The organism is Patescibacteria group bacterium (assembly GCA_041661625.1).
In the GTDB taxonomy this organism is placed as follows: domain Bacteria; phylum Patescibacteriota; class Patescibacteriia; order JAHIZJ01; family JAHIZJ01; genus JBAZUB01.
This window is the reverse complement of sequence record JBAZUB010000002.1, coordinates 262,332-277,318: the sequence shown is the minus strand read 5'-3', so window position 1 is coordinate 277,318 and position 14,987 is coordinate 262,332. Positions and strand designations below refer to the sequence as shown.

The 14,987-nt window shown below is 49.0% G+C and carries 13 protein-coding genes and 3 tRNA genes; 14 read left to right on the top strand and 2 right to left on the bottom strand.

Annotated elements, in window-relative coordinates; all coding sequences use genetic code 11:
* Positions 1 to 17 precede the first annotated feature (17 nt).
* The 12 genes from WC734_04795 (at position 18) to WC734_04740 (ending at position 10,863) form a co-directional block, all read left to right on the top strand.
* Entirely contained in the window at positions 18 to 896 is an 879-nt protein-coding gene (locus tag WC734_04795) for a M48 family metallopeptidase (GenBank protein ID MFA6198435.1), read from the top strand.
* A gap of 3 nt (positions 897 to 899) precedes the next feature.
* Complete coding sequence (locus WC734_04790) at positions 900 to 3,398, top strand: ATP-dependent Clp protease ATP-binding subunit (protein ID MFA6198434.1); 2,499 nt, start codon at positions 900 to 902, stop codon at positions 3,396 to 3,398.
* 36 nt (positions 3,399 to 3,434) lie between these two features.
* Positions 3,435 to 4,145: a ComF family protein gene (locus tag WC734_04785; GenBank protein ID MFA6198433.1), complete on the top strand. Its 711-nt coding sequence runs from the start codon at positions 3,435 to 3,437 to the stop codon at positions 4,143 to 4,145.
* Between the two features lie 2 nt (positions 4,146 to 4,147).
* Entirely contained in the window at positions 4,148 to 4,549 is a 402-nt protein-coding gene (locus WC734_04780; protein MFA6198432.1) for an NUDIX domain-containing protein, read from the top strand.
* Between the two features lie 9 nt (positions 4,550 to 4,558).
* Positions 4,559 to 4,648: transfer RNA gene (locus WC734_04775), tRNA-Ser, on the top strand.
* Between the two features lie 183 nt (positions 4,649 to 4,831).
* Entirely contained in the window at positions 4,832 to 5,368 is a 537-nt protein-coding gene (locus WC734_04770; GenBank protein MFA6198431.1) for an SET domain-containing protein, read from the top strand.
* A gap of 37 nt (positions 5,369 to 5,405) precedes the next feature.
* A tRNA-Ser gene (locus WC734_04765) sits at positions 5,406 to 5,492 on the top strand.
* Positions 5,493 to 5,798: 306 nt separating this feature from the next.
* Positions 5,799 to 7,067, top strand: a complete 1,269-nt coding sequence (locus tag WC734_04760; protein ID MFA6198430.1) for a hypothetical protein — start codon at positions 5,799 to 5,801, stop codon at positions 7,065 to 7,067.
* 150 nt (positions 7,068 to 7,217) lie between these two features.
* On the top strand, positions 7,218 to 9,287 hold the full coding sequence (locus WC734_04755) for a putative Ig domain-containing protein (GenBank protein MFA6198429.1): 2,070 nt from the start codon (positions 7,218 to 7,220) through the stop codon (positions 9,285 to 9,287).
* 108 nt (positions 9,288 to 9,395) lie between these two features.
* Positions 9,396 to 10,112, top strand: a complete 717-nt coding sequence (locus WC734_04750; GenBank protein ID MFA6198428.1) for a DsbA family protein — start codon at positions 9,396 to 9,398, stop codon at positions 10,110 to 10,112.
* Positions 10,113 to 10,235: 123 nt separating this feature from the next.
* On the top strand, positions 10,236 to 10,715 hold the full coding sequence (locus WC734_04745) for a hypothetical protein (GenBank protein MFA6198427.1): 480 nt from the start codon (positions 10,236 to 10,238) through the stop codon (positions 10,713 to 10,715).
* A gap of 71 nt (positions 10,716 to 10,786) precedes the next feature.
* A tRNA-Arg gene (locus WC734_04740) sits at positions 10,787 to 10,863 on the top strand.
* A 112-nt stretch (positions 10,864 to 10,975) separates the two neighbouring features.
* Here WC734_04740 and WC734_04735 read toward each other — a convergent pair.
* Together WC734_04735 and WC734_04730 are read right to left on the bottom strand one after the other, a co-directional pair.
* Positions 10,976 to 11,443 (bottom strand): phosphatase PAP2 family protein, encoded by a 468-nt coding sequence (locus tag WC734_04735; GenBank protein ID MFA6198426.1) that lies wholly within the window; start codon positions 11,441 to 11,443, stop codon positions 10,976 to 10,978.
* A 242-nt stretch (positions 11,444 to 11,685) separates the two neighbouring features.
* Positions 11,686 to 12,027, bottom strand: coding sequence for a hypothetical protein (locus WC734_04730; protein MFA6198425.1), 342 nt, complete (start codon positions 12,025 to 12,027; stop codon positions 11,686 to 11,688).
* 235 nt (positions 12,028 to 12,262) lie between these two features.
* Between WC734_04730 and recG the strand changes: the two genes are divergently transcribed.
* Both recG and WC734_04720 read left to right on the top strand, forming a co-directional pair.
* Complete coding sequence (recG, locus tag WC734_04725) at positions 12,263 to 14,350, top strand: ATP-dependent DNA helicase RecG (protein ID MFA6198424.1); 2,088 nt, start codon at positions 12,263 to 12,265, stop codon at positions 14,348 to 14,350.
* 154 nt (positions 14,351 to 14,504) lie between these two features.
* On the top strand, positions 14,505 to 14,921 hold the full coding sequence (locus WC734_04720; protein ID MFA6198423.1) for a hypothetical protein: 417 nt from the start codon (positions 14,505 to 14,507) through the stop codon (positions 14,919 to 14,921).
* Positions 14,922 to 14,987: the final 66 nt, after the last annotated feature.

Here is a 14,987-nt window from a genome sequence, read left to right as displayed (position 1 = left end):
TTTTACTAACACTAACTATGTACCAAGCCATTACTGCAAATAAAAGAAAGACCGTCCTGCTGATAATACTTTTCGTGATGTTGATTGGCTTGATCGGGTGGGCATTTCAAGTCTGGTTCCAAACGGGACCGGGTATTGTGGTATTAGCGGTAGCCGTCGCGCTGGGCACCAGTATGGTCGGTTATTATTCCGGTGATCGAATTGCCCTATCGACCGCCGGCGCCCTACCCATCCAAAAAGAGCAAAATCCCTACGTTTATCGCCTGGTTGAAAATCTCTGCATTACCGCCGGCCTGGCTATGCCGCGCATCTACATCATCAATGATTCAGCGATGAACGCTTTTGCCACCGGCCGCGACCCCAAGCACGCATCGATCGCGCTGACTACGGGCATAATTGAAAAACTGGAAAACGAGGAGCTGGAAGGCGTCATCGCCCATGAACTGTCGCATATCAAGAATTTCGACATTCGACTAATGACAATTGTGATAGTTTGTGTCGGCATTATCGTATTAATGAGCGACTTCTTCCTGCGAGGCAGCTTATTCGGCGGCCGGCGCAATCAAAATGACAACAACGGCAATCCTCTAGCCTTGGTTGGGCTGGCGTTGATTATTTTGTCCCCATTATTCGCCAAATTAATCCAGCTAGCCGTATCACGGAAGCGGGAATTCTTGGCGGACGCATCGGGTGTTTTATTGACCCGTTATCCGGCCGGGCTTGCCAATGCTTTAGAAAAGATTGCTCAAGATTCGACGCCTCTACGCCGGACCAGCCAAGCTACAGCCCATCTCTACATCGCCAACCCATTGAAAAAAAGCGCATCTTTTGCTAATCTATTCTCTACACACCCGCCCATAACCGAACGCATTAACATTCTTCGAACTATGGCTTAATCTATGAAAACGGCCCAAAATAACATATTCGATAAGTTCAGTACGAATTTGCGCAATGCTCTGCTGGCTGCGGTGAGTGCGGCCACTGACTGGCGGCACTCCCAAGCCGAGCCGGAACATATCCTTTATGGCTTAATCCAGCAGAAAAGCAGCATTGGTTCAGAATTATTGTCCAAGGCTGGGTGCCAGGAAGAGTCCATCAAAATGTTTGCCCTGGATCAACACTCCCAAAATAATCTAGTAGTGCTGCCGGCCAAGCTACCCGCGGTACCAGATTTTTCCCCGGCGGCAATGCAAACCATCATCAAAGCCAGTTTGCTGGCCAGCCAATATGGCCACAAATACGTCGGCACCGAACATCTTCTAGCCACGCTGTTGAAACACGATTTGCCTGGACTGCGGGCGCTTTTCAAGCTGCACCGGCTGAATGTGGAAGATCTGCATATCCAGGTGACTCAAGTGCTGCGCAGCACCTCGAAGTTCCCAGATCTGACGGACATGTTTCAACCACCCGACACTAAAACCGACGACCGATCAGCGCCCCAAGCACTCGAGTATTTTTGCACCGATCTGACCAGCCCAAACGTTCAAAAGAAGATTGACCCCGTAATTGGCCGAAGTGAAGAGATTGATCGCATGATCCATATTTTATCCCGCCGGACAAAGAATAATCCACTACTGGTGGGCGATCCCGGGGTTGGTAAAACAGCCATCGTTGAAGGTTTGGCCAAGAAAATAGCCAACCACGACGTACCGGATATATTGATGAATAAGCGCATCATGAGCCTGGATTTGGGGTTTGTGGTGGCCGGCACCATGTACCGGGGCGAGTTTGAAAGCCGGATGAAACAGATCATCGATGAGGTAAAAAAAGATTCCAATATAATACTCTTTATCGATGAAATTCATACGTTGATCGGCGCCGGCGGCGCCAATGGCTCGATGGACGCGGCTAACTTATTAAAGCCGGCGCTGGCTAAAGGTGATATCAGATGCATCGGCGCCACCACCTACGATGAGTTCCGCAAGCATATTGAATCCGACGCCGCGCTGGAGCGAAGATTCCAGCCTATCATCATCAATGAACCCTCAGCAGAGCAAACCGTGGCGGTGCTGGAGGGTTTGCGATCAAATTATGAAAAATATCACCGCGTGTCCATTACTGACGATGCTATTGCCGCCGCCGTGCGATTAAGCCGGCGTTATATTCAGGACAAATTTCTGCCCGATAAGGCGATTGACCTGATTGATGAAGCGGCTTCAAAGGTCAAAGTTAAACGCAAGCCCGATCCGTTAACCCGCGAATTGCGCGATGTACATCAGGAAATCCAGCGGCTCGATCAAACCAAGCGCGACGCCGTTAATCACGAACGTTTTAATGACGCGGTTAGATTAAAAACTCAGCAGGAGGTTCTGCGAGCCAAGCGATCGCAGTTGGAACAGAAAATTTCTCAACGCCCCAGCCAAACCGAGGGGCAGATAACGGCCCGGGATATAGCCCAGATTGTTTCACGAATCACCGGCGTACCGGTCAACGAGCTGATCCGGGACGAACAGACCGCCCTGATTAATCTGGAGGCATTGCTGAGCCGGAGGATTATCGGACAGACCGAGGCCGTCACGTCGCTGGCCCAGTTTCTACGCCGATCGCGAGCCGGCCTGAATCACCCGAATCGGCCGATTGGCTCATTTATGTTTCTGGGTCCTTCTGGCGTCGGCAAAACCGAGCTCGCCAAAGTACTAGCCGAAGAGGTGTTTGGCGATCCAAAATCACTGATTCGGATCGATATGTCGGAGTACAACGAAAGTTTCCAGGCATCGAAATTAATCGGCGCTCCCGCCGGTTATGTCGGCTATAAAGAAGGCGGCAAACTGACCGACGCGGTCCGGCGGCGGCCTTACTCGGTGGTTTTGTTTGACGAAATCGAAAAAGCTCATTCGGATATCTTCAATTTGCTGCTTCAAGTGCTGGAAGACGGCCAGCTAACCGATGCGACCGGAAAAAATGTAAATTTCAAAAATACGGTATTGATTTTAACTTCGAACATCGGGATCGAAGAACTGAACCGGGCCGCCGCGTTAGGATTCGGCGATTCAGAAAAGGTTCCTACGGCTCTGGAAAACTTCAACGAAATTAAAGATCGGATACTAGCCAGCCTTAAAGATTCGTTCCGCCCGGAATTCCTTAACCGGATTGATAAGATTATGGTATTCCAGCCGTTAGGCAAACCGGAGCTGACTCGGATTGCCGAATTACAGCTCCAGGAACTGGCTGGGCGCCTCCAAGCATCGCATCGCATCAATCTGGAGTACGCTTCGAACGTGGTGGCCGAGATTGCCCGTTTGGGTAGTGAGCCGGATCAGGGGGCGCGCGCCATCCGACGGATAATACAGGACAAAATTGAACATCAACTGGCCGACGCTGTCCTCCAACACCAGATTAAACCCGGCTTACCGGTGCGACTTGCCAAAACCGCCAAAGGGATTATAATCCGCTCATAAGGGTAAAAAGACGCGGGGAATTAGTGGGTCACCCGCATGTTTCGGTTGCTGCAGAAAATCTTCCGTTGGCTTCTTAATCTAGTCTTCCCCATCCGCTGTCTCGGCTGCGGTAAATTTGACATATGGATCTGCGACGAATGCCTGGCGCGCGTCAAACTGGCTCAGGTCGAATGCCCCGGTTGTCGAAGATCTATGCCGACTAACCAAGCGTGTATTGATTGTCTAAGTCAAATATCACTGGATCGGCTGATTGTGTGGGCGGATTACCAAAATCCACTTATTCAAAAGGCCATTCACGCTTTGAAATACGGTTTTGTGGCTGGCCTATCAACACTGCTTGGTCGAGCGCTCGCCCAGCAAATAATGGTTTATGCGTCGCCCCTACCTGGGTCAATTGTACTAGTGCCGGTCCCCTTGCACTGGCAGCGTCGGAACGAGCGTGGCTTCAACCAGGCCACTTTACTGGCGCGTGCCGGCGCTAAAGTGCTAAACGTCCCGTGCTGGCCGCACGCCATCAGACGAACGAAATATACCGCCCCACAAGCGACTTTATCCCGGCAAGATCGATTATCCAACCTAACCGGCCTATTTGCCTTAGACCGGGGACTTGATTTTTCTGGTAAAATCGTTATAATTATTGACGATGTGGCCACTACTGGAGCCACATTGCAAGAGTGCGCCAAAGTACTAAAAAGTGCCGGTGCCGCCGAAGTCTGGGGCGCCGTATTAGCCCGTTCACACAATTGATTATGGGAGCACTACAAAAACCATTTGTCGGTTGTCGCGCCATTATTCTTCAAGACAATAAATTTCTTTTCGTCCAAGAGAAAGGCGGCGAAATGGAAGGTATATGGAGTCCCCCAGGTGGAAGAATAAATGTTGGCGACACCCCCGAACTTACTGTTACCCGAGATGTAAAAGAAGAGGTAGGATATGACATTCATATTGTTCGGAAGTTAAACGTATTCGACTCCCCGACCATGCGCTATCCAGAACATGTATTTCTGGCCGAAATAATCGGTGGCGCTTGGAAACCCGATCTAGTAGAATTGAAAGATGCCCGCTGGTTAACATTGAAAGAGATTGAACACCTTACCCTGCGCGGACCGTGGATACTGGATAGTATACGTTCATTGTTAGTCTATAATTAGTACCAACGTGGAGAGTTGGCCGAGTGGCTTAAGGCAACGGTTTGCTAAACCGTGGCGCCGTAAGGCGCCTCACAGGTTCGAATCCTGTACTCTCCGCCAAACGCTAGAGCGAAGCGGAAGCGATTGTAAACATAAGGACCGGATGAGAAGGGCAGAAGCGATCCGGGTGAACGCAGTGAGACAAGGAGAGCGTCGACGGATGCGACTAACGGGAGCATACGTCGCTGCCCCGGACACGAATCCTGTACTCTCCGCCAGAATACATCAACCCTTACTACAGAAATGAGGAAGTTCCACATCGGTAGATCAAGGATAAATGGAAGGGGAATAATTCTTGATCGGGACGTGAAAAAGGACGAAACAATCTTTCGTTTTTTAGGACACGCGGTGACTGTTACCTCCAGAGATTGGTTTCATGGTCCATGCTGGCTTCAAGTTGGTTATGCGAAGTGGCTAGTTCCAAAACCCGGAACTGCCGGAAGATATCTCAATCATTCATGTAACCCAACTTCCGGAGTCCGCGGTAAAAATACTATTGTGGCCATACGGAATCTCAAGAAGGGCGAAGAAGTAACGATTGATTATGCGCTTAGTGAAACATACCCTTTGTGGCATATGCAATGTCATTGCCACGAGAGAAACTGCCGAAAGGTGGTTAAGCCATATCAAGATTTACCTAAACAAAGAACGAATAAATACCTAAAATATACGTCAAAGTATATCTTAGATATGAAAATGCACCTAAATTGGCAGGAGTATATCGCTCTGGAAAAGAAAAAGAATGCAAAATTTTCACGATACAAACCCAAGATCAAATAACATACTACGTCAATAGTATTGGGCCCAGCACCGAGGTGGAGGCGTGGCAGAGTGGTCGAACGCGGCGGTCTTGAAAACCGTTAGACCTGCAAAGGTCTCGTAGGTTCGAATCCTACCGCCTCCGCCCTGGTGCTGAGCAAACCCTTCCCTTTCCGTTCTGTGTGGGACCTGGTTTGCGATGATATTTTATTCAGAGACAACGCTCAACCAAAATTACATTTTGGGTTTATTTCGTGTATAATTAACTCGTATATTTCTCGTCATGGTAGCGTCTCGATCATGATCCAATCAAAGACAAAATCCTGCATTAGAGCATTAATCTTGGCTCTTGTTAATAATGTTTACTACCAAAGCCCAGTCTGTCCATGAAAACGGCTGAGTGCGATAGTACGGCGCCGGGGGCGGTAACCAACCCGATCGCTACATAACCATGAAAAGCATTATTCAAAAACACTACTGTAGAATAGTTATCCCGGTGATGGTTGTTGCCGGTCTTGTGTGTTTGCTAAATATCCAGCCCATGTCCGTACAAGCCGACGGACTTCCTGTTATCAATACAGTAAGCGGATCTTTCGAAATTGGCCAGAGCGCGACAATCACTGGAAGCGGATTTGGGACGCGCGGCGATTTCAATAATTTAAATGATTCTTGGCAAGGTATACGATTTCTCAACTTTCGTTTTAAGGATTTTGAGGATAGTGGAATAGAGTCTGATGGTTTTACTACTTGGTATGACGACTCTCGCGACGTGATTACAGTTGGAGGGCATACCGGAAGCTATGGACATTTCTACTATGGTACGACACAAGAAATAATAAGCCTTAATGCTCAAAACACTGACCTTATCAACGGTACGTATTATGCTTCATTCTGGTTTATGGTTCCAGAAAATCAACAGAGTGGTAAGTTTTTTAGGCTTTGGTTCTCGAACAACTCAATTGACACCTTGTCATTTTATACCGGCTGCTCGGATAATTATTTACGAGCAGGAAATGGTTGTTCTCAGAATACTCAAGACATCCAGTATACGAGCCCCGATCAATTCCAACCAAATGTTTGGCACCGCGTTGATATTTTAGTCCATTCAGCGATAGACGATCTCGATGTTAAGACATGGATGGATGGAGTCTTGCAATGGGAAAAAGCGGATTGGTGTACTTCTTGGGTTGGTAACTATAGTCCAGGACCAAGTGATTATGGGTGGAATATAGCCAATTTCATTGATAAACCAGGAGAATTAGATCCTGGACTTTATCGATGCGCTGCTCATCCAACTTGGGATGGCTCATATAATTACGATGATATTTATTTTGACTATACCCAAGCCCGTGTCGAGATCGGCAATACCTCAACCTGGGATACGAACACTCATCGTGAGATTCAAATACCCCACACCACTTGGAATGACGACCAGATTCAATTCACCGTCAACCAAGGTACCTTCACTAATGGTGAGTCGGCCTATCTCTATGTGGTAGATGAGAATGGAGTGGTAAATACCACCGGTTATCCAATTACTTTCGCTGGCGCAAACGATTGCACTCCCAGCTGGGATTGCTCCGACTGGTCAGTCTGTGCCGATTCGATTCAAACTCGATCCTGCCATGATGATAACAATTGCGGTACCGATGCCGGGCGGCCGGTGGAATCAGCCGAGTGCGACAGTACGGCGCCGGCAGTGGTGATGGATTTACGATAAAACTCAACGTAGCCTAGCGTATCCAATAATGGTATAATAGAGGAGTAATTTCCTTTCTTTTTGTATATGAGTTGCATAAGACTGTCTGCTCGACTACGATCTGCCAATTTCATCAAGATGCTGGTTTTTGTCGGTACGTTTAGTATGATAATGAACATTAAACCAGCACCCCAAAAAGCGTTAGCTTATCCGCTTCTTGAACCCGGCGACGTAGTTGTAGATCAGTCGTTAGTTGGTCCACAGGCACCTTATTACGCGGACTTGTCAAGCGGACTGGCAGCATTAAGTAGTACCGGGGGAACCTTATATCTTTATCCAGGAGTGTATCGAGAATTAACCCAAATGGAAAAGTCCGGTCGATACACCATACAGGGCGTGGGAGAGCCGGAACAAATAATTATAACTTCGGCTTCTGAGATTGATGAAAGTAAACTAGTGCCTGATCCGCGTGATCCTAGTGTTTATGTGGCGTCGCTGGTAGACCTCGGAATTACTACTGAAAATTTTGGGGTCGTCGATTTGACCAGTGAACGTTTTCTCCGTCAGGTAAATGGTTTTTACGCCGCTGAATATCCGGTATCCCCGAGCGAGTATTTAACCAGTGTTGGATGTGCTGATGGCTTTGCGGTTGAGAATGGTAATTTGTATATCCGGTTAAGCGGTAATTCTGCGCCTACTTCACACGCTTTAGAGATTAGCCGTTCGGGGGACCTTAGTGTGGCACCGTTGAAGGTAAGTGGTATGACTGGAAACGTGTATCTTCGCAATTTGACATTTCGCGGTATAGGCGGCTCGGGAACAGTGCTTATCAGTACGCCAGCCACAGCTTCGCCAGAAGTATCACTCGTTGCCGAGCATCTTAATCTATCGGTTTCAGCAACGGTATTTTTCTATCTATATACCGCCCGACATATTTTAGATCTTACTGATGTTTATATCGCACCCAATCACGCCCTGAATTACCGCCTACCAAGCTCCTTGCTGGTTAAGAGTAATAGCGGCGATTTAACCGTCCCGGTTCATATCATGGTTAATGATTCGCAACTTGGTCCGAATGCGCGTTTGATAGATACAATCCTAAGTAACCCTCAGTCTACCATTGACGTAAATGGCATTAAGCTGCTGGGTACTTGTGGCGAAGAAGACCACATCGGAATTAAGCTCGATACATCGAATACTGAGGCCGGTGTTGTTACGGTAAAAAATAGTATTTTTGCCAGCTGGGACTATAACACCAACGAAGTCCCCTACGCCCCGGCGTGTCGAGGCGCCGACGGGAACGATGACCAGGCGCATGACTTCTTTTTTGCTCCGGCTGACAACATCATTCACCAACGATACGAAAATAATTTATTCGCATATGCGTACGGTTTTGTGGGAAAGGCGTCTCCTCCGGCAGGAAGCTCAATATCGTTAATTAACAATATATTTATAAACGGCCAGCAGGGTGCGTCACCAAATTACAACGTATTAAATTGGGATTACAACCTTTACTATAATTCGCTGGGTCATTCTCCAGGTTCGTATTTTCTAGTTTTTCCAGATGACAAGGCAGCCAGTAATATTGAACAAACGCAGCAGTATTTCGCTGAAATTGGGTGTCCGAGCTGTGAATCGCATGGAATAAACGAAGCGCCACAATTATTCGACTGGGATCGTGATAATTTAATGTCGTACGATTTTACGCCCACACCAGAAGGTAACTTATGTGGAACCGGTAAAGATGGCGCGGACATTGGACCAATACCCTGCGCCGGGAATCAACCACCCGAACTAACCCCCATCAACTCCAAAACCATTCACGAGCAGGAAGTTTTGACGTTTAATGTACTAGCATCAGATGATGATTCGGAAGATACGCTGGTTCTGTCAGCTTCTAATCTGCCCGCCGGCGCTACTTTTACAGATAATGGTGGCGGGTCGGGTGCCTTCTCTTGGACACCGACCGATCAACAAGCTAGTACATATCCGAACGTACATTTTGAAGTCACCGACGGAACCGACACAGATACTGAAGATATTACCATTACTGTTTTAGATGGAGCGGCCGACTGTACTCCCGCCTGGGATTGCTCCGACTGGTCAGTCTGTGCCGATTCGATTCAAACCCGGTCCTGTCATGATAACTACAACTGCGGCTCCGATGCCGGGCGGCCGGTGGAATCGGCTGAGTGCGACAGCACCGAGCCGGCGGTAGTAACAGATCTTCAAATTGGCTAAATTGACCCTGGAATAAAATCAGTCTTTTTTCATTTAATCCTCGTTATGCTACAATGATACGGCTGGTTATTTGCTAGCTTAACTATTTGATTATTCAATGATTTAAATATGACCACCGAACAGCCGCCCCTGAGCCGTCATGAACGACGAGAGCTGGAACGTCAGCAGCAAAGGGATAACTATCAAAAATCTACCAATGGTCGTAAGTGGCGTGCTATATCAATTATTGCCGTTATTATCGTTGGCTTTGGTTTGATTATTGCTGCATTAATCACCCGGAAATCCGGTAATGCCAATGCCACTCCAGTTAATACCACCGTGGCGGAGGATTGGACCAAGGGTCAGTCTGGCGCTTCCAAATTACTGTTGGTCTTCAGCGACTTTCAATGTCCAGCCTGCTCGACTTACGAACCCTGGTTAAACCAAGCCATGACTGAATTTAAAGACTCGGTGCAATTTGTTTTTCGTGATTTTCCGCTGCGTTCAATCCACCCCAATGCCCAAATTGCCGCCCAGGCCGCTGAGGCAGCTGGCTTGCAGGGTAAATTCTGGGAAATTCACGACAAGCTGTTTGCCAAACAGGACGAGTGGTCCGGCAGTTCCGATGCCAAAGCTTTTTTCTTGCAATACGCGGAATCGCTGGGCTTGGACAAAGAGAAATTCGAAACTGACCTCAATTCTGACCTGGTTAAACAGCGGATCGAGGACGACTACCAAAGCGGCCTCAAGGCTGGCATCCAGGGTACGCCGACATTTTTCCTCAATGGCCAGAAACTCAAAAACTTCCAGAGTTACGACGAACTAAAAACGCTACTTTCTACTTAATTAGTGGTGTAACTTGCGAGACTGCCCAGGCTTGCCTAATCCGGCTTTTTGGCGGTATAATGGCTGCGTATCGGACAGTTTCGACTAATGGAGTCGAGTTAGACAAATAAAAACTTGTGAATTATGGAGGATTACGGGGAAAAATTTGACAGCTGGCATTTTCTCGAATTTCAGCGGCATGAGCGCGGCGCTGCCTGGTATATCATTTTTTTCGTCATTGCCGGCCTGTTGATTACCTATTGTTTGGTGACGTTTAACCTGTTGTTTTTGGTGATCATACTGATTAGCGGCAGCCTGGTTCTGTTTACCAACCGGCATCAGCCCAATCAGTTGGCTGCAACGCTTTGGGAAGACGGTATCACCATTAATGACAAACTGTACCGCCATGATGACCTATCAACTTTCTGGATCATCTATCGCCCGCCCGATATCAAGTATCTGTATTTCAAATTCAAAAGTTCTCTTAGGCCAGATCTGGTGATACCGTTGGAGGATGCCAATCCGGTCTCTGTCCGACAGACATTACTACGGTTTCTCACCGAAGATACGAAAAAAGAAGATGAGTCTGTTGCCGAAGCCATGACTCGGACGTATAAGCTATAAAACAAACACAGTCGTCCCACTTTCTACACCGCTAAGGAAGTGTCAGATGTTTATTGTGCATTCAGTTACATGCGCTCGTAGCTCAGCTGGATAGAGCGTCAGCTTGCGGAGCTGAAGGTCGCAGGTTCGACCCCTGCCGAGCGCACCACACCAAGCGTGGTGCATTAAGGCGCTTAGCGCCCCGCCATACAGCTATTTAACTCTCAAAATCCGGCACGATAAACATAACGATTGGTTGTGTTTTTTCAATACCGCCAGTCTTACTCTTGAGGCTTCTTATGTAGAGATCGCTCAATATGCGGCCAAATAGCGGCCACTATAGCAAGCCAGAAGAATCCAAAAAGATAACCCGCCATAACATCAGTCAGCCAGTGAACGCCTAGATAAATGCGCGACCAACCGATCGCCAAGACAAACACCGTTGCAACGAGGCGCATTACGCGCCTAGGCGCTATTGGCCAACCCGAAGACATGAACCAAAGATATCCTCCAATCAGCATTGCGCACAAGGAATGACCGCTGGGAAAGCTGAAAGATGATTCGTCAAATAGCGCAAAGACAAACCCAGGCATAGGCCGGTCCCGACCAAAAGCCGGTTTTAAAATTGCCGTCATAATATTGCCGGACAAAACCAACAATAACCGAATCACTTCAGTGCGACGATTAGTCAGCAGCCAGCGCGAAGCAAGCGCTAATCCCAGTAGCGTCACAAATAGCGGCGACCCCATGAAACTAACGCCTTTAGCCACATATGTCAGCCAAGACGGATGATAATATTGCAACGCGTGCGAGACCACTAGGTCCAGCCGGATAGGATAAGCAAATAACATGTCCTGAATTGTAGCATGAGAAATACTAAAAAACAATTCACCATTTGATCAAAACCTGCCCGCTCTGCCTCGCTGTGGCAGGCGGGGGTGTTTCGGTATTGTAAAAGAAAGGGCGTCCGCATAGATGTGGACGCCTCCGTTTAGGCCGCGGCAACCGGACGAACCGTGCCGCCGATCATCTCGGCCACCGCTTGCGTTACCAGCGGCGACGTATGCGAGTGGAAGGTCGGAAGAAAGCGAAAGAACGTGGTGCCATCGCGTGCGACTACCTGCTTAGCCGCCATCAGCTGGTTGATAGTTTCCCGCCGGTCACTGCTGCCCATCGTCACAGGCTCAATCAGTACGAACTCAAGATTGCCGGCAACACAACCAAGCTGAGCCGCCATTGCCTGGCTGATCCGAGTGGGCCAATGACGAAACGCGTTCGGCTCGCCTGCTGTCTGCAGCACGATGCAAACCGACTTGGCGCCAACCAGGGGCACAAGCCGGATACGAAACGACGGCGTTGGAATCGACAGCTGGAAATCGCTGATCTCCATCTTAGAATCCTCCATAAACAGACCTACCCCGATATCCGACATCGTTTATGTCGATACTACTCTAATTCATTTACCCACATTTCGTCAAGACTCGTCTTGTCTTCAATAATGTAAAATAATTGTTTTAAGATTAGTTATTTTAACTGTTTTTTGTTACCATTACATCATGCAGCGCATTATGCCGAACACTCCGGTAACAGAACTTTACTCAGTTGGACCTGCCGTTGCCCAGCGGTTAAAACGGCTGGGTTTGCGTACCGCCGAAGACATTATTTATCACTATCCCAGCCGATATGACGATTTCTCCAAAATCAAAAAGATCGACAGCCTATCTCCGGCCCAACAGGTTACCATCAAAGGCAAGATAGACGCCATTCAGAATCGCCGCAGTTGGCAACGGCGCCTAAATATCACCGAGGCGCTAATTAGCGACGATACCGGGACTGTTAAGGTGATATGGTTCAATCAACCCTACCTAGCCAAATCGTTTGCCCCTGGCGACCGTATTGTCGTATCCGGAAAACTGGAGATGGATAAATACGGCCTGCACTTCACCAGCCCGTCATATGAGAAGATTGGGCCTACCCAAATCCACACCGGCCGGCTGGTGCCCGTCTACCCCGCCACCGATGGCCTAACCCAGCGACATCTGCGCTATCTCACTCAGCTAGTTATGCCCCTGGTTCGTCAGGCCCAGGATTATTTGCCTTTTGAACTGCGCCAGGAACATCATCTGCTTGACCTGCAAATGGCACTTCAGCAGATCCATTTTCCAAAGAATGAGGCGATGCTGAAACGCGCCCAGGAGCGCTTAAAATTTGACGAGCTTTTTCCGATTAACGTTTATGTGCTTCAAAATAGGCGGCAGTCGCAACAGACGCCAGCCGAACCGGTGCCGTTTGATGAAAAGCTGACCAAGTCGTTCGTGAAAAAACTCCCCTTCACTTTAACTGGCGCCCAAAGGCGCTCCGCCTGGGAAATATTAAAAGACATGGGCCGAATTCACCCAATGAACCGATTGCTGGAAGGCGATGTCGGTTCTGGCAAGACGATCGTAGCTGGACTGGCGGTACTTAATGCCGCTCGGGCTGGATTTCAGACCGTACTGATGGCGCCCACCGAAATACTAGCCCAGCAGCACTATCAAACATTTTGCAAATTATTTCGCGGTCGCCCGATCACCGTTGGCTTGTTGACGCGTAATAATAAAACCATCAGCACCCATTCGCAATCTTTAACTCGTCCGGCCATGTTGAAAGCCATTGGTTCGGGGAAGGTGGGGTTGATAATCGGTACCCAGGCGCTCGTGCAGGAGGGCGTGGGCTTTCACCAGTTGGGCTTGGCGATGGTGGATGAACAACACCGTTTTGGCGTGGATCAGCGTCAATTGATCGTGAATAAGGCGCGTAGTCGGGGACGCAATAACGAACAATTGGCCGTATCACCGCATTTTTTAAGTATTACCGCCACGCCCATACCGCGCACGCTGGCTCTGAGCCTGTATGGCGATTTGGATATTTCCCGAATTGACGAGATGCCGCCTGGCCGACAGGAGACACAGACCAAGATTGTACCGCCCCACGAACGAAAAAATACTTATGATTTTATTAACCACGAGATCGCATCCGGGCGACAGGTATTTATTATTTGTCCGCTGATCGATCCATCTGACAAACTAGGGGTCAAATCGGTCACCGAAGAACACAAACGGTTGAGCGAAAGAATCTTTCCTCATTTAACAATCGGCCTGCTCCATGGTCGTCTGGCCTCCGATAAGCGCGAGACGGTGATGAAAAAGTTTCTTGATAATCATATCCAAATATTAGTTTCAACTTCGGTGATTGAGGTTGGCATTGATGTGCCAAATGCGACCGTCATGATGATCGAGGGGGCTGAACGATTCGGCTTGGCGCAGCTGCATCAGTTCCGCGGCCGGGTGGGCCGGGGTAAATATCAATCCTACTGTTTTCTGCTCACCGAGACCGAGAGCGATACCGCCATTAAAAGACTCCAAGCCGTAGCCGCCTCTCACAATGGTTTTGAGCTGGCCGAACAAGACCTGGAATTGCGCGGCCCTGGAGAAATATACGGCTATCGGCAATCCGGCTTCCCAGCTTTCAAGATTGCCCGGCTGACCGACTTTCCGATTATGACCAAATCGCAACATAGTGCTCAAAATATTCTATCGGCCGATCCGAATTTGACACATCATCCGCTGGTGCAGGAAAAAATGCGCCGATTCCGCGAGTCAATCCACTGGGAATAACTTGCTTGACAAACTCTAATATTGGGGGTATTTTGATAGTCAGCTAGTATCGCATCCGGTTGGCTTGGTTTTCCGGCCAACACGGTGTTGGTCGCTCAAAAAATACCGGACGCGAATGACATGAAGGGGGGTGGCGCTGCGGTAATTAAGACCGATGTGTGGTTCTGTTAACGCCGCCGTCGGACTGATGGCGGTACCGGGGGGAAATCACCACGAGGTTGACATGAAAACTCGTCACGCTCCGGAAGGATCCGGAGGGGAAACGAAGCCCGTTGTACGGAAGACTGTCCATGGGCGGCCACTCAGTTTCTGGCGGGGTTTGGTCGAGAGACTGGAGCCAGTCACTGAGCTGCAAGTTTTCGAAGTCGGAGCCGCCAAGGCCAAACTTCAGGACGCCGATGGACGATACGGTGTCTGCGTAGACAGCGATAGCGCCGAACCGCATGACATCGAAGCGGGGCGGCTGGAAATCAGCCCGGCAGCTCAGCGCTGTATCAAGTGCCAGATGGTATTCGAGCAGCACGCAGCACCGGGCAACGGCCGAGCCACGCGCGTTCGGCGTCAGGGGTGACGCCAGCCAAGGTAGACTTGATTCTCGCGGCTTGAGACCAAATAAACCAAGCCACCAGAACCAATG